The 21,092-nt window shown below is 61.9% G+C and carries 12 protein-coding genes, 1 tRNA gene and 1 pseudogene; 4 read left to right on the plus strand and 10 right to left on the minus strand.

Annotated features, from left to right (window positions below):
* From IGS61_RS18560 to IGS61_RS18570, 3 genes are all read right to left on the minus strand, one after another.
* Positions 1-2,261: beta strand repeat-containing protein (locus tag IGS61_RS18560; RefSeq protein ID WP_230541030.1), on the minus strand; the 2,261-nt coding region annotated here is incomplete at its 3' end.
* Positions 2,262-2,921: 660 nt separating this feature from the next.
* Positions 2,922-4,934, minus strand: coding sequence for a S9 family peptidase (locus IGS61_RS18565; protein WP_230541031.1), 2,013 nt, complete (start codon positions 4,932-4,934; stop codon positions 2,922-2,924).
* A 424-nt stretch (positions 4,935-5,358) separates the two neighbouring features.
* Positions 5,359-6,609, minus strand: a complete 1,251-nt coding sequence (locus IGS61_RS18570; RefSeq protein ID WP_230541032.1) for an MFS transporter — start codon at positions 6,607-6,609, stop codon at positions 5,359-5,361.
* Between the two features lie 59 nt (positions 6,610-6,668).
* Between IGS61_RS18570 and IGS61_RS18575 the strand changes: the two genes are divergently transcribed.
* Both IGS61_RS18575 and IGS61_RS18580 read left to right on the plus strand, forming a co-directional pair.
* Positions 6,669-7,664: an AraC family transcriptional regulator gene (locus IGS61_RS18575; RefSeq protein WP_230541033.1), complete on the plus strand. Its 996-nt coding sequence runs from the start codon at positions 6,669-6,671 to the stop codon at positions 7,662-7,664.
* Positions 7,665-7,768: 104 nt separating this feature from the next.
* Positions 7,769-8,095, plus strand: a pseudogene (locus IGS61_RS18580) (integrase core domain-containing protein); the annotation flags it as partial.
* A gap of 76 nt (positions 8,096-8,171) precedes the next feature.
* Here IGS61_RS18580 and IGS61_RS18585 read toward each other — a convergent pair.
* The 6 genes from IGS61_RS18585 to IGS61_RS18610 all read right to left on the minus strand — a co-directional run bounded on the left by IGS61_RS18585 (position 8,172) and on the right by IGS61_RS18610 (position 15,645).
* Entirely contained in the window at positions 8,172-8,612 is a 441-nt protein-coding gene (locus tag IGS61_RS18585; RefSeq protein WP_230541034.1) for a hypothetical protein, read from the minus strand.
* Positions 8,613-8,944: 332 nt separating this feature from the next.
* Positions 8,945-9,021 (minus strand) — tRNA-Pro (locus IGS61_RS18590).
* Between the two features lie 101 nt (positions 9,022-9,122).
* The gene (locus IGS61_RS18595; RefSeq protein WP_230541035.1) at positions 9,123-9,737 is read right to left on the minus strand and encodes a TetR/AcrR family transcriptional regulator; all 615 of its coding nucleotides are present in this window, start codon (positions 9,735-9,737) and stop codon (positions 9,123-9,125) included.
* A gap of 63 nt (positions 9,738-9,800) precedes the next feature.
* Positions 9,801-11,249, minus strand: coding sequence for an AdeC/AdeK/OprM family multidrug efflux complex outer membrane factor (gene adeC / locus IGS61_RS18600; RefSeq protein WP_230541036.1), 1,449 nt, complete (start codon positions 11,247-11,249; stop codon positions 9,801-9,803).
* Between the two features lies 1 nt (position 11,250).
* Positions 11,251-14,415 (minus strand): efflux RND transporter permease subunit, encoded by a 3,165-nt coding sequence (locus tag IGS61_RS18605; protein ID WP_230541037.1) that lies wholly within the window; start codon positions 14,413-14,415, stop codon positions 11,251-11,253.
* A 15-nt stretch (positions 14,416-14,430) separates the two neighbouring features.
* On the minus strand, positions 14,431-15,645 hold the full coding sequence (locus IGS61_RS18610; RefSeq protein ID WP_329958072.1) for an efflux RND transporter periplasmic adaptor subunit: 1,215 nt from the start codon (positions 15,643-15,645) through the stop codon (positions 14,431-14,433).
* Positions 15,646-16,065: 420 nt separating this feature from the next.
* On the opposite strand from IGS61_RS18610, the gene IGS61_RS18615 reads away from it, so the two are divergent.
* Together IGS61_RS18615 and IGS61_RS18620 are read left to right on the plus strand one after the other, a co-directional pair.
* On the plus strand, positions 16,066-17,580 hold the full coding sequence (locus IGS61_RS18615) for an ATPase domain-containing protein (RefSeq protein WP_230541038.1): 1,515 nt from the start codon (positions 16,066-16,068) through the stop codon (positions 17,578-17,580).
* An 8-nt stretch (positions 17,581-17,588) separates the two neighbouring features.
* Entirely contained in the window at positions 17,589-19,115 is a 1,527-nt protein-coding gene (locus IGS61_RS18620) for a hybrid sensor histidine kinase/response regulator (RefSeq protein WP_230541039.1), read from the plus strand.
* A gap of 15 nt (positions 19,116-19,130) precedes the next feature.
* Here the strand turns inward: IGS61_RS18620 and IGS61_RS18625 are convergent, their stop codons facing one another.
* Complete coding sequence (locus IGS61_RS18625) at positions 19,131-21,017, minus strand: MFS transporter (protein WP_230541040.1); 1,887 nt, start codon at positions 21,015-21,017, stop codon at positions 19,131-19,133.
* Between the last annotated feature and the right edge of the window lie 75 nt (positions 21,018-21,092).

Consider the following 21,092-nt stretch of genomic DNA (forward strand, 5'->3'; position numbering starts at 1 on the left):
GTCGGCCCGGCAACCGTCAGCGAGTAGGCGCGCGCTCCCACGTACGGGCCATCGCCCGTTGAACTGTCCGTGGCGCGCACGGTAAAGTTGAAGACGCCGCCCGCCGTCGGCGTGCCCGACAGCACACCGGTGGCGGTATTCAGGCTCAGCCCGGCCGGCAAGGCGCCGGCGCTGATCGCATAGGTGTAGGGTCCTGTGCCGTTCGCGGCCGTCACCGTCTGGCTGTAGGCCGTGCCGACAGCGGCTGCAGGCACGGTCGATGGCGCAACCGTGATGCTGGGCGCATTGACCGTGATCGTCACGGTGGCCGGCGCCGAGGTGCCGACGCCGTTGCTGGCCGTGTAGGTAAAGCTGTCCGGTCCGCCATAGCCTGCCGTCGGTGTGTAGGTGATGCTGGTGCCGCTGGCCGTCGCCGTGCCGTGGCTGGCGGCGGACGCCACCGCCACCAACGTTGCCGCGCCGCCGCTCAGGTTCAGGGTAATCGCAGTCGGGCCGCTGCCATACGCCACCGTCGCACTGACGGCGCCGGCAATGGGAGCGCCGGCCGCCACCGTGACGGAATAGGCGCGCGAACCCGTGTACGGACCGCTGCCGGTGCTGCTGTCGGTGGCGGTGATCGTGAAGTTATACGGCCCCTCTGCCGTTGGGGTGCCGGACAAGGTGCCGTCCGGCGCCAGGCTCATGCCCGTCGGCACGGTGCCGGCAGTGATTGCATAGCTGTAAGGTCCTGTGCCGTTCGCCGCAGTGATGCCCTGGCTGTAGGCGACGCCGGCCGTCATCGCAGGCAAGACCGATGGCGCCACCGTGATCGTCGGCCCGGCAACCGTCAGCGAGTAGGCGCGCGCACCGGAATACGGGCCGCTGCCCGTCGAACTGTCCGTGGCGCGCAAGGTAAAGTTGAAGACGCCGCCCGCCGTCGGCGTGCCCGACAGCACACCGCCGCTGGACAGGCTCAGGCCCGCAGGCAAGGCGCCGGCGCTGACCACATACGCGTACGGCGCCATGCCGTTCGCTGCCGTCACGTTCCTGCTGTAGGCCGTCCCCACGGCGGCGGCAGGCAAGGTGGAGGGCGCAACCGTGATGGTGGGCCCGCTGACCGTGAGCGTCACGGTGGCAGGCGCCGAAGTGCCCACGCCGTTGCTGGCCGTGTAGGTAAAGCTGTCCGGCCCGCCATAGCCTGCCGTCGGCGTGTAGGTGATGCTGGTGCCGCTGGCCGTCGCCGTGCCGTGCAAGGCACCGGAGGCCACGGCCACGGACGTTGCCGCGCCGCCGCTCAGGTTCAGGGTGATCGGGTTGGCGCTGCTGCCGTAGGCTACCGTGGCGCTGACGGCGCCGGCAACGGGCGCACCGGCCGCCACCGTGACGGAATAGGCGCGCGAACCCGTGTAGGGGCCGCTGCCGGTGCTGCTGTCGGTGGCGGTGACGGTAAAGTTGAAGGGTCCCGCTGCCGTCGGCGTGCCGGACAGGGTGCCGTCCGGCGCCAGGCTCAGGCCCGTGGGTACGCTGCCGCCGGTGATGGCATAGCTATACGTGGCCGTACCGTTCGCGGCGGTGATGCCCTGGCTGTAGGCGACACCGGCCGTCATGGCCGGCATCACCGTAGGTGCCACCGTGATCGTTGGCGCATTGACCGTCAGCGTGTACGTACGCGTGCCATTGGCGGCCAGCGAGTCCGTGGCGCGCACGGTGAAATTGAAGGTGCCGCCAGCCGTCGGCGTGCCCGACAGGCTGCCTGCGCCGGACAAGCTCATGCCTGCAGGCAGGCTGCCAGCCGTGAGCGCGTAAGTGTACGGTGCAGTGCCGCCCGTCGCGCTCAGGGTCGTCGTCGCGTAAGCCTGGGCCACCGTGCCATTCGGCACAGTAGCAGGCGACAGCGCGATGGCGGAAGTGATCGTGACGTTGTAGACGATGGGCTGCCCCACATCGTCCCTGATGGTAAACGTGTCCGATGTCGCGCTGAGATTGGTATTCCGGTAGCGCACGGCATTCGTGACATTCGAATCTTCCAGCGTGCCATGCTGCGGCGGCACCAGGGTGCCCGTCAGGCCAAACTGAGAACAGGGCGAATTGAGATAACTCTCGTAATACTCATCTCCCGCCACCACAGTGATGGCGCGCGGGCTCGGGCAGACACTGGCGGCGGAAGCTTGAAGGGAAAACAGGGAGAGCAAGGGAAACAGCAGGGCCGCCGCCAGCCGCATCAGCCAGGGTGAGCGCCAGGACAGAATACCCGGGGTAGTTCCCCCGCCGGCAATGGACACATCAATGCCACGGACAGGCGCAGGCAGCCATCCAAATTTCGTGAAATTTAGAAACATTTGTCTTCCCTCGATACATTTATCTTGGCGCTGGGCCTTGTACGGATAACGGTCACGGCAAACCTGCACGCCGATGACAACGACCGTCAACAGGACTGAAGATGGCTTTCCAGCATGATTGAACCTTGCTTTAAGTCAATCTATGCTACTACGACTTACAAATAAAGCAACTATAAAATATTATCAAATAGGGAAGTTTTTAATGAAAATCAACTATTGTCAAAATAATGTATCTATTTGACACCGGATGTAAAAAGGAACGCCGCATGTAGGGCTGTATTGAGCAACTTGCCGTGAGCCGTGCTGGCGTGGCAGCACGCTATTTTCCTAGGAAACATGGGGGTTTCCGGCCTTTTCCCCGGCGCGACACAGTCGGCATTCCGGCAGAAAGCCGGCTTTGCATGATGACATTTCGGCGGCGCGTGCCTGCCGCCATATTGGCAGCGGTTGCATCGAACTGGCGTGGCGCGCCCGGCAATCAGTGGTACGAACGCCACGCCGGAGACTGTCACCTTGCAAGCCACCCACCCAGAATTTCTTGCCAGTGGGCAGCATGGCCTGCCCGGCAGCTTGCCCGGCAGGCCGCGCCTCGTGCTGACAGCGTTACTGCATCGCCTGCGTCAACCCCGGCGCAAACTCGGCGCCATGCTTGACCTGCGCGGTGGAGGCCTTCAAGGTGGCGCCGATGGGCTCGGCGCGGCCGGCCAGGCATTGCCCCAGGAAGTTTTCCGTCACGGCATTGAAGGCGATGTTGTTGACGGGCCGCGCAAAGCCATGGCCTTCATCGGGGAACAGCACATACGTGACGGGGATATTCTTCGCCGCCATGGCTGCCACGATCTGGTCCGATTCAGCCACGTTGACGCGCGGGTCGTTCGCGCCCTGGCCGATCAGCAGGGGACGCTGGATATTCTGCGCGAAGTTCAGCGGCGAGCGCTCCTTGAGCAGCGCCTTGCCCTCTTCCGTGGTCGGGTCGCCCATGCGCTTGTAGAACTGCTGCTTGCCCGCTTCCCAATACGGCGGGATGGTTTGCAGCAAGGTAAACAGGTTCGACGGGCCGACGATGTCAACGCCGCAGGCAAACGTGGTCGGCGTGAACGCCATGCCGGCCAGGGTGGCGTAGCCGCCATACGAGCCGCCCATGATGGCCACCTTGTCGGTCGTGGTCACGCCGCTCTTCACGGCCCATTGCACCGCGTCAAGCAGGTCGTCATGCATCTTGCGGCCCCACTGCAGGTCGCCGGCCGAGATGAACTGCTTGCCGAAGCCCGTCGAGCCCCGGTAATTCACCGACAGCACGGCATAGCCGCGGTTGGCCAGCCACTGGTGGTAGCTGTTGTAGCCGTAGGTGTCGCGCGCCCACGGGCCGCCGTGCACCAGCAGCACCATCGGCACCGCCTGCGTGGCCTTGCCGCCGGCGCCCGCCTTCGATGCATGCGGCAGGGTCAGGTAAGACACCAGGGTCAGGCCGTCGCGCGCCTTGATTTCCTGCGGATACATGGGCACCAGCGGCGCGCCTTCCAGCTCGGGCCGCGTGACGTACAGCTGCGTCAGTTTTTTGCTCTTGCGGTCATACAGCCAGCTCGATGCGGGTGCCGTGACGGTGTCGACGCCCACCAGCCACTTGTCGTCGGCATCCGTGCGCGACGTTACGTTGAACTGGCCCTTGGTATTCTTCTTCAGGAAAGCCAGGTCGGCCTTCAGGTCGTCCGTCAGCGGCAAATATTCCTGCTGCAGATAATTGACCGTATAGGCTTGCACGCGGCCCGTGCGCGTATCGTACAACGCGTCCGAAATGTCGGCGCGCGGGTCTTGCGCCACCACCGTCGTCTTGCCGCTGGCCACATCCTGCGCCAGCAGCGCCGAGGTATTGCGGCCGCGCGAATCGGTCCAGTACAGGGTCTTGCCATCGACGGTGAAGGCCAGCGGCGCCGTCGTCTGCGAGTCTTCCAGGGCGACCTCGGCCAGCGGCGTGCTCTCGGCCTTGCCATCGGTCAGGCGGAAATACTGCATGCCGCCATCGGCGCGAGCCTTGCTGGCGATGCGCAAATTGAGCGATTCATCGGCGACATAGCCGCCATAGCCGTCGTTCTGCTGCACCAGGGTCAGCTTGCCGCTGGCCAGGTCCAGGCTGTACACATCGTGCCAGCGCGCATCGCGGTTATTGATGCCGACGAGGATACGGTCCTTCACCTTGCTGCTGATCTGGACGATCCGCACGCGCGTCTTCTCGAACGGCGTGTAATTGACCTGCTTGCCGCTTGCCACGTTCACGCCGTACAGCAGGAAATTCTCGTCGCCGCCCTTGTCCTGGATAAACAGCACGGTTGTCGAATCGGGCGACCAGAAGCTGCCACGGATAGGCCGCACCTTCTCTTCCGTCAGCGGGCGCGCCTGCGTCAGGTCGCTGGCCGGCGCCACCCACACATTGAGCACGCCATCGCGCGGCGCGATCCACGACAGCCACTTGCCGTCCGGGCTGATCCGCCCGCCGGACTTGCTCGGATTACCGAAGATCTTCGCCCGCTCGATCAGCGGCGCTTCCTTGACAGGGGCTTGGGCATGCGCCGGCAGTGCGCCGGCGAACAACAGGACAGGCAGGACATAGCGAATCATGGACACCTCATGGTTGATAAATGAAGGGAAACATCACACGTGCATGTGCCAGCAAATCATAGGCGAAAGCCGGGTTGCCATGTTGACTACAGCGATGGAAGACGAAAATCGGGGGACAGGATGGTGGAAAAAGGGGATGGAATGCACGGCGAATGATGCATGCCGTCATGGCGATGGCGGACAGAAAAGAAAAAGGCCAATCCGGTGGCGCAATCGGTGCGGATCTACAACCAGGAACGACCGCAAACGGCCCTGAAGTGCAAAACGCCCGATACAGAGTGCATCGGGCATTTCCAGTAATAAATACTGTCAATCTATTTTAGGACTGGATATTCTCGTCATACCAAGCATACCGAAGTGACGAATAAGGGAACATTTTCGGCTGACGTAAGCCAAATATTGAAAATTCGGATGTGGCTTACGTTCAACCGTGCAGCACTGGGGCAGCGCTTGCACCGTGCTGCGGCAGTTCCACGCGAACTTTTAAAGCGATAACGAGAGCAGCGAACAGCATCACAACGCCAGCAATCATGAAAACGCCTGTCACGCCACCAAAGCCGAACATAATGCCGCCCAATGCAGCGCCGGCAGCTATTGACGATTGCACCGCAGCGACGACCATTCCGCCTGCTGTCTCCGCTTGATCCGGGACAGCACGGGCTACCCAGTTAGACCAGGCGACAGGTACCCCGCCGAACGCCAGGCCCCACAGAGCGACCAAAAACATCAGGCCTGTTCCTTGGACTGGCAGCAAGATCATGCCGAAGGCCGCCAAGCCCACCAGCGCAGGCATGAGCACTAAAGTGGCACGCAGGCTACGCTCCATTAGCCAGCCGGCCAGCAGCGTGCCAACGAAGTTGGCGACACCAAAACCCAGGAGCATCAGAGACAAACCGTTTACATCGATATGGGCAACGCTTTCAAGAGCGGGGCGAATATAGGTGAACAATGCATATTGCCCCGTATGGGCCAGTACGCAGCCCAACATCCCGATTCCAATCCCTGGGCGACGGAGCAATCGCAGCACCGATGTGGTGCGCGTCATTGTGCGCGGCGCCATACGGGGCAGCGTGAACAATTGAAACAAAAGTGTTAGCCCTCCGACAGCCGCGGCTGCTATAAATGCACTGCGCCAGCCATATATCCCCCCTAAGTAGCTGCCCAGCGGTACGGAAACGACCGTCCCGATGGCGATGCCGCTGAATATGATGGATAGCGCTCGCGGCACCAGCTTTGCCGGCACCAGACGCATGGCCACGGCTGCCGCCATGCTCCAGAAGCCTCCTAACGCGACGCCCAGAAGAATGCGCATCACCAACAATACTGTCAGGCTTGAGGATAACGCCACCAGCAAGTTGGAGGCGATCATCAGCACCGTGAAAGCCAACAAGACGACACGCCGGTCAAAATTACGCGTTAGAACTGGCACCGACAGCCCGGCGAACATGGCTACTACGGCCGTCACCGTCACTGCCTGACCAGCTAGCGCCTCCGACACGCCAAGATCGAAGGCCATCGGGGTCAATAGGCTGGCTGGCAGGTACTCCGCCGTCAGTAAGCCGAAAACTCCCATGGCCAGTGAAAACACTGCCATCCATGCTGCTGTCGCTGGTTCTAAAACAGACACAGCGTTCGCGTTGGGCGTTTGCCCGTTACCCAAAACATCATTGTTCATCTCTAAAATTCCTAAAACGATCAGAGTCGAAAGTCTAGAGGCAAAATCCAGGATGATCTATGATGACAAGTCTTGATGTTTTGATCGAAACACCTAAAATGACCAAGAAGAATCAAATTTCCCTGTCCTCTAGTCTCGTCAGTGAACTGTTGATGGGCATGCGCCTGCGTGGAGTCCAGTACCGCCGCATTCAGACCGGTCCAGCTTTCGGCATAGGTTTTGAAGACAAGCCTAGCTTCGCCTACTTTCATTTCGTGGCTATTGGCACTGCCTACATATGTACGGATGATGGTGAGTTGCATAAGCTGTCCGCCGGTAGCGCGGCGTTCATGCCGCACGGCAGGAGGCACCAGATTCTATCGGACGCGGGTATTGCATTTCAGGACATCGAAAAGTTCGATGCCGCGCCCCTTGGTGAATCCGTTAGCGGAGTAGACACATGTCCCAGTACGCACCCCGTGCCCAGTGCCGTTATTTTTTACGGCTGCATGGAATTCGATCTCGGCGGGATGCAAGGGATCGGAAAGCTGATGCCAACCGCCATGGTGGCTGACACGCAAGCGCAAGACTATCCTGGGTTACTGCCTGTGCTTGATTCAATGAAGCGTGAAATCTGCGCCGGCCGTATTGGCTTTGCAGGCATTCTGGCTCGCCTGGCCGAGGTCGCGGCAGCAATGATCGTGCGCGGCTGGATTGAATGCGGTTGTGAAAACGCTTCCGGTCTCCTCGCCGCCTTGCGTGATCCGCGCCTTGCTCGTGCCATATTGGCGCTGCACCGCCAGCCTGGTCGTGAATGGACAGTTGCACAGTTGGCTGCGGAATGCCATATCTCTCGCTCTGTCTTCGCACGACGCTTTGAAACCACCATCGGAGTGCCGCCCCTGCGCTATGCCACGGAACTGCGGATGCGTCTTGCCAGACAATTGCTCACTCACGAAAGAGTGTCCATCGACGTCGTCGCCCGACGCCTTGGCTATACATCTCAAGCCGCGTTTAGTCGTGCTTTCAAGCGCGTCATCGGCAGGCCACCAGGTGCCTGTCGGCAAATGCTTTGAGGAGAATAGCTGAGGGAAGCACTGATCAATCCATTTTTCAGCGACATTGGCGTGCGAAGTGGCCGAACAGCACGTCGATCAAGCGCATTTCTGGACTGGACGATTTGACCAGGGTCATCGAATGGCGTGGCAAACCCCAGGCCATTCACTGCGATAACGGCCCGGAGTACATCAGCGCTGTGACGCTGGCCTGGGCCACCAAGCGCGGCATGCGCATCGACTTCATCCGGCCTGGCCAGCCGCAGCAGAATGCTTATGTCGAGCCCTATAACCGCACGGTGCGCTACGACTGGCTGGCACATCACTTGTTTGAAACGCTCGATGAGATCCAGGATTTTGCAACCCGCTGGCTGTGGACTTGCAATCACGACCGGCCCAACATCGCACTTGCCAGCATCACGCCAAAACAGAAGCTTGCCTTGGCCGCTTAAGATCTACTTTTAGCGCGCTCTAAAAATGGGGGGATTACCGCATCACCTAAGCATAGCGGACGCGCAGCGTCTCACTTTACAAGCGCTCGTCGTTAGAACCATGGATCGAAGTACTCGGGAGCAGAAGCCTTGCCTCCCTCATTGGCGCACCAAACCGTAACACGGCGCCTGACGTTGACAGCACCAACACCAAGCCGCCCTTGATTGTTATTTGATCAAATGGATTGGATTGATCCGAAACAAACGTCCAAACAGGTTCATGATTTTGCAGCGATTCCAAAACAACTACGCCGATTGAGCCGTGTTCCGCAGCCTCTCCGCACTTAACCATGTACTGTCCGCCATACAGCTCTTCTTGCGCCAGAATCGCGACATTGAGCCAATCGCCAAGTTCCTGTTTTTCACGTACTCTGGCCATTCTGGTTGCGTGCACGTCGTAGAGATCACCATTGCTGCACAGGAGGCCATTGTGGCTTCGCACCTCCTGGTTCTTCCACTTTGTCGACATCACTGTCATTGATTCCATATTTAGAAATGGGCGACTGCATGCCCTGAATTAAACGACCTCTATGCTATCGAGCGGCTGCTCTTGCAGTAGTTAGCCTCGCTGAAAGCAGCCGGGGAGAATTCGACGCAAAATCGACTTGCGTTCAGAATCGTTGAAGACGATTGTGTTCTTTCCCGTCAAGGCAGGCAAGAAGCAGCGCATGCGTATTCAACGGACATCGGCAAGCTGCAACGAAAATCACACGTCACGTAAACGGAAAAACCCAGCACCGATATTATACAAACGTATAATATACAGTACTGGGTTTCTATACAGCTTGCGCTGTAACTCCTTGAATCTAATGGTCGGGGCGAGAAGATTCGAACTTCCGACCCCATGCACCCCATGCATGTACGCTACCAGGCTGCGCTACGCCCCGACGAGGTGGGAATTATAGCAGAGGCTTTTAGGTTTTTGCCATGCTTTGCGCTTGATTCATATCGAACTGCGCAAAGTTTTTTTCAATCCCCCGCAAAACGCTTACTCACTCAGCAGCAGCGCCGTCAGGATGATGCGGAAGCCGGCGATCAGCGGCTCGACCTTCACGTCCGGATTGTGGATGAAGCGCACGGGCAAGCCCTGGTACATGGCGACCAGGGCATCGAGGCGCCCTTGCAGCATTTCCTCATCGGCCGGCAAGCCGCGCTTGATGCGCGCGTCTCGGATGATGGAGAGAAACAGCTGGCGCGAGCGCTGGTCCGAGCATTGCAGCATGTCGGCGATCACCGGATTGCGCGACGCTTCGGCAAAGATTTCCAGCGGCATCATCCATGTTGTCGGATCCAGCGCTTCGAGCACATGCTCGCCCGCATTGTCGATCACGGCCTGCAGCGGGTCTTCGCGCTGCGCCAGATCCTGCATCAGGTTCGACACCCGCTCCGTATTCTGCATGACGAAGGCGGCAATGATCGCATCCTTGCTGTCAAAATAATTATAGATGTGGCCCGCGCTCATGCCGGCCGCTTTCGAAATCTCGGCCATGCTGGCGCCGTGGAAGCCGCGGCGGCTGAAGCAGCTTTCGGCCGCATCGAGCACCTGCTTGCGCCGCGTGTTGGCGCGCTCGGGATCCGGATGCTTCTTTTCAACTTGGTTCATGACTTTTCCAGTAGCGCGCCGGCCCTGCCCTTGCGGGCAAGGCCGGCGTCGGCGTCCCCGTGATTATTGGACGCCGCCAGCCGCCGCGACGGCTGTCTGCTCAGGCTGCCAACCGCCGCCCAGCACCTTGTACAAGGTCACCAGGTTGGTCGATTTGGCCAGGCGCGCCGTGATCAGGCTTTGCTGCGCCGTGTACAGCGCGCGCTGGGCCACCAGGGCGTTCAGGTAGGACTCGGCGCCCTGCTTGTAGCGCGCGTCGTGGATGGTGTAGCTCTTCGTCGACGCCTCGACCAGCGAGACCTGCGATTGCAGGCGCTCGTCGATGGTGCCGCGCTGGGCCAGCGCATCGGACACTTCACGGAAGGCGACCTGGATCGCCTTTTCGTATTGCGCCACGGAGATTTCACGCTGCACCTTGGCGATATCGAGGTTGGCGCGGTTCACGCCGCCATCGAAGATCGGCAAGCTGATCTGCGGAATGAAGCTCCACGTGCCGCTGCCCGCCTTGAACAGGCCCGACAGGTTGTCGCTGACCGAACCGGCCGTGGCCGTCAGCGAAATGCGCGGGAAGAAGGCCGCGCGCGCCGCGCCGATGTTGGCGTTGGCGGCACGCAAAGTGCGCTCCGCCGCCAGCACGTCGGGACGGCGTTGCAGCACGTCCGACGGCACGCCGGACGGAATGTCCGCCAGGGCCGTCACGGTGCCGAACTCGGCTGGCGGCAGCAGGTCGGCCGGCACGGGGCCGCCCACCAGCAAGACCAGCGCGTTTTGATCCAGCGCAACCTGGCTCGTGAAGACCGCCACGTCGGAACGTGCCGATTCGACGCTGGTCTGGGCATCGTACTTGTCCAGGCCGGAAGTAGCACCGGCACTGAAGCGGCGCACGGCCAGGTCATACGACGACTGCTGGCTCTTCAGGGTGTCCTGCGCCACGCGCAGGCGCTGCTGGTCGGCCACCAGGTTCAGATAGGTGCTGGCCACTTCGGCCACCAGACTGATCTGCTGTGCGCGGCGTGCTTCTTCCGTGCCCAGGTATTGCTCCAGCGCGCTGTCGGACAGACTGCGCACGCGGCCGAAGAAGTCCAGCTCGTAGGCCGACACGCCCAGGTTCGCCGTGTACTGGCGGTTGATCGACGCTTCGCCCGTCGGGCTGGCGTTTTTCGAGATGCGCGTGGCCGACTGGCCGCCCGAGGCCGACAGGGTCGGGATCAGGGCGGCGCGTTCGATGCCGTACGTGGCGCGCGCCTTCTCGATGTTCAGGATCGAGACGCGCAGGTCGCGGTTGTTGGCCAGCGCCAGTTCCAGTACCTGGCGCAGGCGCGCATCGGCAAAGAACTCGCGCCAGGCGACGTCCGCCACCGGCTTGGCGTCGGCGGCGGCCGTGTCGGCCTTGTAGGAAGGGCCCGTCGGCCACGCCGTGGGCGCCGGCGCGGCCGGACGCTCATACGTGGGAGCCAGGCTGCAACCGGCCAGCAAGGCCAGTGCCGCCATGGAGAGTAGTGATTTTTTCATATTAATGTGCATCCTTGGAAAGCGTGACGGCTGGCGAACCAGGCGTCGCCGGCGTGGCGGGCGCGTCCGGCTTCGAGAAGAAGCCGCGCACCAGCACGAAGAACACCGGCACGAAGAAGATACCGAGGAAGGTGGCCGTCAACATGCCGCCCAGCACGCCGATACCGATGGCGTTCTGGCTGCCGGAACCGGCGCCGCTGGAAATAGCCAGTGGCAACACGCCCAGGCCGAAGGCAATCGAGGTCATCAGAATCGGACGCAGACGCAGACGCACCGCATGCAAGGTCGCGTCCAGCAGCGACATGCCCGATTCCTGCATTTCCTTGGCAAATTCCACAATCAGAATCGCATTCTTCGCCGACAGGCCCACCACCGTGAGCAAGCCCACCTGGAAGTACACGTCGTTCGACAGGCCGAACAGCCACGTACCGAGCACGGCGCCGATCACGCCCAGCGGCACGACCAGCAGCACGGAGAATGGAATCGACCAGCTTTCATACAGCGCGGCCAGGCACAGGAAGACGATCAGCAGCGACAGCGCGTACAGCTGCGGCGTCTGCGAACCGGATTCGCGCTCTTCCAGCGATACGCCGGTCCAGCTGAAGCCGATGCCAGGCGGCAACTTGGCGACCATTTCTTCCATCGCGTTCATGGCGGCGCCCGTGCTTTGGCCCGGCGCCGGCGTACCCAGGATCTCTACGGACGGCAAGCCGTTGTAGCGTTCCAGGCGTGGCGAAGCGTAAATCCACTTGCCGGTGGCGAAGGCCGAGAATGGCACCATCTGGCCAGCCGTGTTGCGCACGAACCATTTGTTCAAGTCTTCCGGCAGCATGCGCGAACTGGCGTCACCCTGGATGAACACTTTCTTCACGCGGCCACGGTCGAGGAAGTCGTTCACATATGAACTACCCCAGCCCACGCTCAGCACGCGGTTGATTTCCGAGATCTGCAAGCCCAGCGCCGTTGCCTTCTGCTGGTCGATGTCGATCTTGTACTGCGGCGTATCTTCCTGGCCGTTCGGGCGCACGCCGACCATGGCCGGATTCTGCGACGCCATGCCCAGCAACTGATTACGCGCCGCCATCAGGGCGTCATGGCCGACACCGCCGATATCCTGCAGCTGCATGTCGAAACCGGTGGCGTTACCCAGTTCCAGCACGGCAGGCGGTGCAAACGTAAACACCATCGCATCCTTGATCTGCAACAACTTGCCCATGGCGCGACCGGCCACGGCCGGCGCTTTTTGCGCCACGTCCTTGCGCAGCGACCAGTCTTTCAGGCGCACGAAGGCGATACCCGTATTCTGGCCGTTACCGCCGAAGCTGAAACCGGCGACGGCAAACACGGAAGCGACGTTGTCTTTCTCGCTGTTCATGAAGTGGTCTTCGACCTGTTCGATCACTTTCAGGGTGCGCTCTTGCGTGGCGCCCGTCGGCAATTGAATCTGCGTAAACAGGATGCCCTGGTCTTCTTCCGGCAGGAAGGAGGTCGGCAGGCGCATGAAGACGAATACCAGGCCAGCCAGCAGGATGACGTACAACAGCATCGAACGGCCGCGGTGGCGGATCATGCTGCCAACCCAGCCCTGGTAGGTGTTGCTGCTGCTATCGAAGCTGCGGTTGAACCAGCCGAAGAAACCCTTGTTCGTCGCGTGATGGCCCTTCTCTACCGGCTTGAGCAGGGTGGCGCACAGCGCTGGCGTAAATACCAGCGCGACGACGACGGACAGCACCATCGACGAGACGATCGTGATCGAGAACTGGCGGTAAATCACGCCCGTCGAACCGCCGAAGAAGGCCATCGGCACGAACACGGCCGACAGCACCATGGCGATACCGACCAGCGCGCCCGTGATCTGCGTCATGGACTTGCGCGTCGCTTCCAGCGGCGACAAGCCCTCTTCGCTCATCACGCGCTCGACGTTTTCCACCACCACGATCGCATCATCGACCAGCAGACCGATGGCCAGCACCATGGCGAACATGGTCAGCGTATTGATCGAATAGCCGAAGGCATTCAGGATACCGAAAGTACCGAGCAGCACGACCGGCACGGCCATGGTCGGGATCAGCGTGGCGCGGAAGTTCTGCAGGAACAGATACATCACCAGGAACACCAGGATGACCGCTTCGACCAGCGTTTTGACCACTTCTTCGATGGACAGTTTCACGAACGGGGTCGTGTCGAACGCCACCTGGTAGCTCATGCCTTCAGGAAATTGCTTGCTCAGGTTGCCCAGCATGGCTTTCGCCGCATTGGCCGTGTCGAGCGCGTTGGCGCCTGTCGCCAGCTTGATCGCCACGCCCGTGGCCGCATGGCCGTTGTAGCGGGCCACGGTGTTGTAGTTCTCGCGGCCCAGTTCCATGGTGGCCACGTCCTTCAGGTACACCATGGCGCCATTGGTCGTGGTTTTCAGCAAGATGGCACCGAACTGCTCCACCGTTTGCAAGCGGCTTTGCGCCGATACGGTCGCATTCAGCTGCTGGCCCTTGATGGACGGCGTGCCGCCCAGCTCACCGGCCGACACTTCCGCATTCTGCGCCTGCACGGCCGTGATCACGTCCGCCGGTGTCAGGTTAAAACTTTGCAGCTTGGCCGGATTGAGCCAGATACGCATGGCGTACTGCGAACCGAACAGGGTCACGTCGCCCACGCCCGCTACGCGGCTGAGCGGATCGACGACGTTGGCGGCCACATAGTCGCTCAAGTCGGTCTGGTCCATCTTGCCGTTTTCGGAAATGAAGCCGAACACCATCAGGAAGTTCTTCGTCGCTTTCGACACGACGAGGCCCTGCTGCGTGACGGCCGTCGGCAGCAGTGGCGTGGCCAGTTGCAGCTTGTTCTGCACTTGCACCTGAGCAATATCAGGATTGGTGCCGCTGGTGAACGTCAAGGTGATGCTGATGCCGCCAGTGGCATCGCTCGACGAGGCCATGTAGCGCAAGCCGTCGATCCCCTTCATCTTTTGTTCGATGACCTGGGTGACCGCATCTTCCACGGTCTTGGCGGAGGCGCCAGGGTAGGAGCCGCTGATCGAAATCGACGGCGGAGCGATGCTCGGGTACTGCGCGATCGGCAGGCTGAGGATCGAAATCACGCCGGCAAGCATGATGACGATCGCGACCACCCAGGCAAAAATCGGGCGGTCAATGAAAAAACGGGCCATTAATATTCTCCTGAATTAGTGGGCGCTGGCAGCCGATGCGGCGGCAGAAGCGGCAGCGGCGGGCGCAGGAGCAGCTTCGGCCTTGGCCGGCACGGCAACGGCTGGGGCGCCTGGCTTGACTTTTTGCAAGCCTTCCACGATCACGCGGTCGCCTGCGGCCAGGCCGGACGTCACCAGCCAGTTGGTGCCGACCGTGCCGCTGGTGGTCAGCACGCGTTGCTCGACCTTGTTTTCCTTGTTCAGGATCAAGGCGGTTGCCTGACCCTTCTGGTTGCGCGTCACGCCCACTTGCGGCACGGTGATGGCTTTTTCATCGACGCCCGTTTCCAGCTGGGCACGTACGTACATGCCTGGCAGCAATTCGCCTTTCGGGTTCGGGAACAGCGCGCGCAAGACCACGTTGCCGGTGGTCGGATCGACCGTCACGCCGGCGAACTGCAGCTTGCCCGATTCGCTGTACTTGCTGCCGTCCGGCAAGATCAGATCGACCTTGGCCTGGCCTTCGCCGACTTTTTTCAGCGAACCGTCGGCCATCTGGCGCTTCAGGCGCAGCAGGTCGGTGCTCGACTGGGTCACGTCGACATACATCGGATCGAGTTGCTGCACGGTGGTCAGGGCCTCTGCCTGGCCCGCCGTAACCAGCGCGCCGGCCGTCACGGTCGAACGGCTGGTGCGGCCGCTGATCGGCGCCGTCACGGTGCTGTAGCGCAGGTTGATGTTCGCCGATTCCAGCGCCGCGGTAGCGGACTCGACGTCTGCCTTGGCTTGCTCGAAGGCAGCGACGGCGTCATCGTATTCCTGGCGGCTCACGCCTTCGATGGCGACCAGTTCCTTGTAGCGCGATGCTTTCGGGCCGGCCGTCAACAGGTTGGCCTTGGCTTTCGACAGGGCAGCCTTGGCGGAATTATAAGCAGCCTGGTAGGTGGCCGAGTCGATCTGATACAGGGCCGTGCCCGCTTTCACATCGCTACCCTCGACGAACAGGCGCTTCTGGATCAAACCGCCCACTTGCGGGCGCACATCGGCGACCTGGTAGGCATTTGTGCGGCCGGGCAATTCGGCGCTCATCGGCAACGCGGCCGGATTAACAGTAAACACGACCACCTGCGGCGCTTGCTGCGCGTGAGGTGCTTCCTGTTTTTTACCGCAGCCGGCCATGATTACAGTGGCGCACAGAACGGCAATAGCGCCGCTCGTACGCGGCGACGTCAAGGAAAAGGTTGGTTGCATCTTGGACTTTCTGAAAAAGAAGCTGGCTAGTGTCGTTAGAAATGACTAAATTTATTAACGCAGATCAAAGAATGAACGATCATTCTAAAATCGTCAAGCATCGTTACAATTGAAACAAAGTAACCTTTAAGCGTTTTTTATTGCTAATGATGCAATTAAATGGCGACAACAACAGCAGCGGCGCACCAGCAGGATCGTTCGGAATACGGGCTGGCGGCGGCAAAACGGCAAAGCGGGAGAGTTGGATTGAATGAATACTTTAGCAGGGTCAAGATTTCTTTGCTGAACCTGCCCACAAGTGTGCAACACTGCCGGCCCCCGCTTGCATGGCGGCCGTAATTATTTACTAATGGTATCGAAAAGACATGCCCCGGCGGACGCGCTAATATATTAGCCACAGCGTGGCGAAGCGAGGACGCGATGACGACAGCACAGGCGCAAGGAACGGCGCAAGACGATGGCGCGGGCGGCCGGGACGCGCCGCCGCTGCTGTCGACGGGCGTCGCGGGCCTCGACACCATACTGAGTGGCGGCTTGCTGGCCGAGCGCCTGTACCTGATAGAAGGCGAACCGGGCACGGGCAAGACCACGCTGGCGCTGCAATTTCTGGCCGAAGGCGCGCGCAATGGCGCGCCCGTGCTGTATATCGCCCTGGCCGAATCGGAAATCGAACTGCGCGCCGCCGCCCGCTCGCATGACTGGGACCTGGCCGGCATCGCCATCGAAGAAGTGGCGCCCAGCGACGACATGCTCGACCCCGAGCGCCACTACACCATCTTCCACCCGTCGGAAATCGAACTGGCATCGACCAACCGGCGCATCCTCGCGGCCATCGAGAAGCACCACCCTGCCCGCCTGGTGCTCGACTCGCTGTCCGAACTGCAGTTGCTGGCGGAAAACCCGCTGCGCTACCGGCGCCAGGTTCTCGCCTTGAAACAATACCTGGCCAGCCGCCACTGCACCACCATGCTGATCGATGACCGCTCCGCGCTCGATGACGGCTTGCAAGTACGCAGCGTGGCCCATTGCGTCATTTCGCTGGAGCTGCAAAACCAGGACTATGGCAATGACCGGCGCCGCGTGCGCGTGGTGAAATACCGGGGCGTGCCGTTTCGCAGCGGCACGCACGACTACAAGATCGCCCAGGATGGCCTGGTCGTCTATCCGCGCCTGGTGGCGGCCGACACGCGCCGCGACGGCGACCACCGGCGCCTGTCGAGCGGCGTGCATGAACTCGATGCCATGACGGGCGGCGGCCTGGAAGAAGGCATGAGCACCCTCATTTCCGGCCCCGCAGGCAGCGGCAAGTCAACCTTGGCGGCGCAGTTCGTGCATGCGGCAACAAAGCGCGGCGAATCGTGCGCCATGTTCCTGTTCGAGGAAGCGCGCAGCAAGCTGCTGCACCGGACGGACGATCTGGGCATGCGGCTGAAGGAAGCGCTCGATACCGGCTTGCTGAGCGTGCAGCAAGTCGACCCGGCCGAGCTGACCCCGGGCGAATTCGCCCAGGCCGTGGTCGACGCGGCCGAACGGGGCGCCAGGATGATCGTCATCGACAGCCTGAACGGCTACATGCACGCCGTGCCCGACGAGCGCTTCCAGAGCACCTACCTGCACGAGCTGCTCAATTACCTGAGCCAGCGCGGCGTGGCCACCCTGCTCGTCGGCGTGCAGCAAAATATGCTGGGCATGTCGATGACGACCTCGGCCGACGCCAGCTACCTGGCCGACAGCGTCATCATGTTGCGCTACTACGAAACCGAAGGCGAAGTGCGGCAAGCCATTTCCGTCTTCAAGAAGCGCGGCAGCGCGCATGAGCGCAGCATCCGCCGCTTCGAGATCGGCCCGCAGGGCTTGCGCATCGGCCCGACACTGGCCGGTTTCCACGGCATCCTGTCGGGCATGCCCACCGTCGGCGGCACGCCATTTCCCTAGAGCAAGCCATGGAACAGCGCATCCTGATCTACGCGCCGGCCGGCCAGGACGCCGCCCTGGCCAGCCAGGTGCTCGCCGGCAGCGCCATTGCCAGCCACGCCTGCCGCAGCGCAGGCGAGCTGGCCGAGCAGCTGGCGCTGGGCGCGGGCGGCGTGCTGACGGTGGACGAAGCACTGCATGCGGGCGCCTACCAGGTGCTCGACGAGTACGGGCGGCAGCAGCCGGACTGGTCCGACCTGCCCATCATCCTGCTGACGCATGCGGGACTCGATTCCCTGCCCTTGCGGCAAGCCATCGCCACCCTGGGCAACCTGACCCTGCTGGAACGCCCCGTGCACATGTTGACCCTGATCACCTCGGCGCACGCCATGCTGCGCGCGCGCCAGCGCCAGTACCAGGTGCGCGAAACGCAACGGCGCAAGGATGAATTCCTCGCCAGCCTGGGCCATGAGTTGCGCAATCCGCTGGCGCCCATCAAGACATCGATCGCCCTGCTCAGCCATTTATATCCTGAATCGGAACAGGTGAACAAGGTCAAGGGCGTGATCGAGCGCCAGGTCACGCACCTGACGCGGCTGGTCGATGACCTGCTCGACGTGGCGCGCATCACCAGCGGCAAAGTAGTGCTCCAACGCAAGGACATTGCGCTACAACAAGTCCTCAGCCATGTGATCGAGCTGTGCCAGCCGACCGCCAGCAGCCGCAACATCAGCATCGCGCTGGACTTGCCGCCGCACACGGTGATGCTGCATGCCGACTATGCGCGCCTGGTGCAGATCTTTGCGAATATCGTCTCGAACGCCGTCAAATTCACGCCGAGCGGCGGGCACATCCACATTACGGCCCGGCTGGCCGACGGCCAGCTGCAGGTGGCCGTGGAAGACAATGGCATCGGCATCGACCCGGACGCCATCCCGCGCATCTTTTCCATGTTCGAACAGGGCCGCACGGTGGCGGGCCAGATGGCCAGCGGCCTGGGCATCGGCCTGAGCCTGGCGCGCCAGTTTGCTGAAATGCACGATGGCAAGATCGAAGCGCAGAGCGCCGGCCCCGGGCAAGGCAGCCGCTTCGTCGTCACCCTGCCCGCCAGCATGCCCGCAGGGCCGGCCGCCACGCCGGCCAGCGATGTGCCGGCCGGGCCGGACCAGGCCGTGCAAGTGCTGGTGGTGGACGACAACCGCGATGCGGCCGATTCGCTGCAGACGCTGCTCCAGCTGGAAGGCCACGCCGTGCGGGTCGCCTACGACGGCGCACAGGCGCTGGCCGCCGTCGATGCCCTGTGGCCGCAACTGATCGTGATGGACCTGGGCATGCCGGGCATGGACGGCTACGAAACGGCGCGCCAGATCCGCCTGAAAGCACGGGGGCGCGACGTGCTGATGCTCGCGTTGACGGGCTGGGGCGATACAGGAGGGCGCACGGCGCAAGCAGGGTTCGACCATCACCTGACCAAACCCGTCGATTTCGACGCCATCGCCGCCCTGCTGCAGCAGCACCTGGCGCAGCGGGCGGCGGCCACGACGCAGGCGGAGTGACTGATTTCCTTACTCTTACTTCCACTTGCCGCGCAATTCCTGCACCTTTTGCTGCAGTAATTCCGGCGTGGCGGCCTCGGGCGCCACGGGCATGCCCACGGCCAGCGACAGACGCGAGCGCAAGCCCGCCTTGAAGGCGCGCTCGAACAAATGGCCATTGCGATGGCTCAACAGATGGCCCCACAAGCCGCGCAGCGCCAGCGGAATCACGGGCACCTTGCTGCGCTCGACGATCTTGGCGATGCCGCCCTTGAATTCGCTGATCTGGCCCGTGCGCGTCAGCTTGCCTTCGGGAAAGATACACACCAGCTCTCCCTCGTGCAGCGCTTGCGCAATGTCAATGAAGGCCTTTTCCATCAGGAAAGGATCTTCCTTGGCCGGCGCGATGGGGATCGCCTTGGCCGTGCGGAAGATCCAGCCCATCAGCGGCATCTTGAAGATGCGGTGGTCCATGACGAAGCGGATGGGACGGGGACTGGCCGCCATGATGACGATGGCGTCCACATAGCTGACGTGGTTGCATACCAGCACGGCCGCGCCTTCCGCGGGGATGCGCTCGCCATCGACGACTTTGACGCGGTGCACGGTCTGGATGAGTATCCACGCGAGGAAGCGCATGAGGAATTCCGGCACCAGCGAAAAGATGTAGGCGGCCACCAGCGCATTCAGGATCGCCGTGACGAGGAACAACTGCGGGATGGTGAAACCCTTTCCCAGCAGCACGATGGCCACGCCGGCCGCCGCCACCATGAACAGGGCGTTCAAGATATTCATGCCGGCGATCGTGCGCGAAATGTGCTTCGGATCGCAGCGCGTCTGGATCAGGGCGAACAGGGGCACGATGAAAAAGCCGCCGAACACGCCGATCATGACGATGTCGAGCAAGATGCGCGGCACGCCCGCCTGGCCCACAAACGCCAGCGCGTCGACCACTTGCGTATTCGCATACGCATTGCTGGCGAAATACAGGTCGATGCCGAACAGCGACAGGCCGATGGAGCCGAACGGCACCAGGCCGATCTCGATCTTGTGGCCGGACAGCCGCTCGCACAGCAAGGAACCCGTGCCGATGCCGACGGAAAACACGGTCAGCAGCAGCACGAACACGCTGTGGTCGCCGTGCAGGAAATCCTTCGAATACACGGGGAACTGGGCCAGGATCAGGGCGCCGTAGAACCAGAACCAGGAGTTGCCCAGCATGGCGAGGAAGACGGGACGGTTCTTGCGCGAAAAATTCAGGTTGCGGAACGATTCGGCGACGAAATTCAGGCTCACCTTCAAGTCCGGCTCGGGCGCGGGCGTGCGCGGCACGCGGTAGCTGGCGACCAGGCCGAAGACGGCCACGGCAATCGTCGCGCCCGCCACCAGTTCCACGCCCAGCGGCTTGTGCACGATCAACACGGCACCGAGGATTTCGCCCAATAGGATGCCGACAAAGGTGCCCATCTCGATCAGCCCATTGCCGCCGACCAACTCCTCGGGTTTGAGCTGCTGCGGCAGATACGCATACTTGACGGGGCCGAACAGGGTCGAATGCACGCCCATGCCCACCACGGCGGCCACCAGCAGCCACAGGGTATGCGTCATCCAGCCGGCGGCGGCCACGGCCATGATGGCCAGTTCCATCCATTTGACGAAGCGCGCCAGGCCCGCCTTTTCAAACTTGTCGGCCAGCTGGCCCGCCGTGGCCGAGAACACGACATAGGGCAGGATGAACAGGCCGGGGATCAGGTTGGTGATGGTGGACGGGTCGAGCGTGGTCCAGCTCAGCGCATCGTAGGCGAGGATCACCATCAGGGCCGTCTTGAACAGATTGTCGTTGAAGGCGCCAAAGAACTGGGTCCAGAAGAAGGGCCCGAAACGGCGCTGCGACAATAAGGAAAACTGGCTGCTTTGACTCATGACATGGGGAACCGGCAATTAAGGAATTGCTAAAATACAGCACTATCCTGCGCACGACAATCTGAATGTCGTCAT

The organism is Janthinobacterium sp. FW305-129 (assembly GCF_020858115.1).
Lineage (GTDB): Bacteria > Pseudomonadota > Gammaproteobacteria > Burkholderiales > Burkholderiaceae_D > Janthinobacterium.

What these genes read in the sequence shown, in the direction of transcription:
- IGS61_RS18565 (WP_230541031.1), bottom strand. Translation starts at nt 4,934, where the DNA reads ATGATTCGCTATGTCCTGCCTGTCCTGTTGTTCGCCGGCGCACTGCCG.
- IGS61_RS18570 (WP_230541032.1), bottom strand. Translation starts at nt 6,609, where the DNA reads ATGAACAATGATGTTTTGGGTAACGGGCAAACGCCCAACGCGAACGCT.
- IGS61_RS18575 (WP_230541033.1), top strand. Translation starts at nt 6,669, where the DNA reads ATGATGACAAGTCTTGATGTTTTGATCGAAACACCTAAAATGACCAAG.
- IGS61_RS18585 (WP_230541034.1), bottom strand. Translation starts at nt 8,612, where the DNA reads ATGACAGTGATGTCGACAAAGTGGAAGAACCAGGAGGTGCGAAGCCAC.
- IGS61_RS18595 (WP_230541035.1), bottom strand. Translation starts at nt 9,737, where the DNA reads ATGAACCAAGTTGAAAAGAAGCATCCGGATCCCGAGCGCGCCAACACG.
- adeC (WP_230541036.1), bottom strand. Translation starts at nt 11,249, where the DNA reads ATGAAAAAATCACTACTCTCCATGGCGGCACTGGCCTTGCTGGCCGGT.
- IGS61_RS18605 (WP_230541037.1), bottom strand. Translation starts at nt 14,415, where the DNA reads ATGGCCCGTTTTTTCATTGACCGCCCGATTTTTGCCTGGGTGGTCGCG.
- IGS61_RS18610 (WP_329958072.1), bottom strand. Translation starts at nt 15,645, where the DNA reads ATGCAACCAACCTTTTCCTTGACGTCGCCGCGTACGAGCGGCGCTATT.
- IGS61_RS18615 (WP_230541038.1), top strand. Translation starts at nt 16,066, where the DNA reads ATGACGACAGCACAGGCGCAAGGAACGGCGCAAGACGATGGCGCGGGC.
- IGS61_RS18620 (WP_230541039.1), top strand. Translation starts at nt 17,589, where the DNA reads ATGGAACAGCGCATCCTGATCTACGCGCCGGCCGGCCAGGACGCCGCC.
- IGS61_RS18625 (WP_230541040.1), bottom strand. Translation starts at nt 21,017, where the DNA reads ATGAGTCAAAGCAGCCAGTTTTCCTTATTGTCGCAGCGCCGTTTCGGG.